We start from the raw sequence: 1654 nt of genomic DNA on the forward strand, positions 1-1654 counted from the left end.
TCCGGTTGTGGTTTTCATTGGCTGTTGTCATTAAGGTCTCTAACGACCGTAAGGAGGGCCGCCTTTTGTGGTACATACAGCCCTGTTGCCAAAGTATAGGCCCCAAAAGAGCGACATTTACCGCTTGTGCCTTAGATTCGCGTGGATGAGTGTTCTTTTCGTCTGATCCGACCATGATTTTGCTTGACGGGCTGAAGAACGCCGTTGGGTACAGAAGCAGGAAGCTTGTGGAAAAAAGCATCGTGGCGGGGTATTCAGGAAATCTCCGTTTTGTTTCGTCCCTTGTTGTGCGCCTTGCCATGGGCTTGCCCGTTTTTGTTCCGGTCGCCACCGCTTTTGTCTTTCGGCTGGCATAAGACTGATATATCAGAGAAAAAATTCATGGGCTGCTTGTGCCGCACCCTTTAAAAAAACAGTATCTTACTTGAAAACGCCTCCTTTTTGATTGCGGTGCAACACAAAAAACAGCGTTCATTGTTGACACGGTATTCCTCTTGTGCGTTCTATGTTAGAACAAAAATTCAATCAAAGGATGCGCCTATGGAATGCCCAAAATGCGGGTATATCCGCAAGCACGGAGATCCATTCCCAGAGTATGAATGCCCTGTATGCCGGGTAGTGTATGCCCGGTATAGAGGATCGGCCAGCACGTCAACAGGGGGTGAAACCATGGACGATAAGAATGAAATGTACCGGGAGTATAAGGCCCTGAAAAGAAAAGTCTGGCTGCTGAACGGCTCCCTTGTGCTGGTGGTTGTGCTCAGCCTTCTTGTGGTCATAGCAGGAACCTATCTGCAGACGAAGGCCTGAGGCAGAAATGGCGGGTTATCCGGATCCACCCGCCATGGCTATCTGAAAGTACAGCTCTTCTTGAACGGCCGGTGGCATAAAGTGTTCATACTCATGGGCGGGCCGTTCCCAGGGCTCCGGAATGTTGCTGGGAAACATGGAAGGGGAAAAAAATCCCTTTTCGGGATGGTCGGCCGGAAAAGGCTGGGACCGGCTCCGCCAGATACGGGTGTGCGGCTCCAGCCACCAGTATATCTGCCTGTTCGGTTCTCCGGTGGCTAAAAAAATGGAATCGTCTTTCAGCCGTTGCCTGTTCATCATTTCCTGCAAGGCTTCTTTCAGGCGCGGGCTTTGTATGTAACCTTCCGCGAGGGTGGCATCATCCGGCAGGGCGTCTTCTCCTGTGCCGGGAACGGAAACGCCGGAAACCTTGCGCGAGTAGGTTGTTTTGATCCCGACTTCCACAGGTCCCCATTGAGACCCCTTATAAGCCCCTCCCGGGAACTCAAATCCTCTGGGATTCGGAGGACGCTCTTTGAGTTCCACTCCCTCCGGGCCGGCAAGGGTTATGGTCGCTGGCGGTGGATAGGGTGCGGTGAAACGGATCCATTCCACCACTACGGCCGTATGCTCGCTTTTAAGGGTTACCATTTGGTACGGTTCTTTGGGAACGGGCTCATGGCCCGGTGGTGCCTGCAGATTGAACAGGGTTTTGTTGTGCATGGCCAGAATCTCAGCACGGTGAAATGAGTATCGTTCTCTGTGGCTGGTGGCGGTTGGGGTATTGGCAAAGGAGATATACACCCGCCGTATCCAGCTCCGTTTCGGCGTTCCGCAGCCGGGCTTCTTCCTCTGCCATGCCATC

Annotated in this window: 3 protein-coding genes; 2 read left to right on the forward strand and 1 reads right to left on the reverse strand. The window is 52.8% G+C overall.

All coding sequences use genetic code 11. The features are described from left to right. Positions 1-227: 227 nt before the first annotated feature. Together OOT00_RS15945 and OOT00_RS15950 are read left to right on the forward strand one after the other, a co-directional pair. The gene (locus tag OOT00_RS15945) at positions 228-356 is read left to right on the forward strand and encodes a hypothetical protein (protein ID WP_265426414.1); all 129 of its coding nucleotides are present in this window, start codon (positions 228-230) and stop codon (positions 354-356) included. A gap of 313 nt (positions 357-669) precedes the next feature. Continuing rightward, positions 670-810: a hypothetical protein gene (locus OOT00_RS15950; protein ID WP_265426415.1), complete on the forward strand. Its 141-nt coding sequence runs from the start codon at positions 670-672 to the stop codon at positions 808-810. Between the two features lie 15 nt (positions 811-825). On the opposite strand, the gene OOT00_RS15955 is transcribed toward OOT00_RS15950, so the two are convergent. Next, positions 826-1654: hypothetical protein (locus OOT00_RS15955; protein ID WP_265426416.1), on the reverse strand; the 829-nt coding region annotated here is incomplete at its 5' end.

This window comes from Desulfobotulus pelophilus (genome assembly GCF_026155325.1).
In the GTDB taxonomy this organism is placed as follows: domain Bacteria; phylum Desulfobacterota; class Desulfobacteria; order Desulfobacterales; family ASO4-4; genus Desulfobotulus; species Desulfobotulus pelophilus.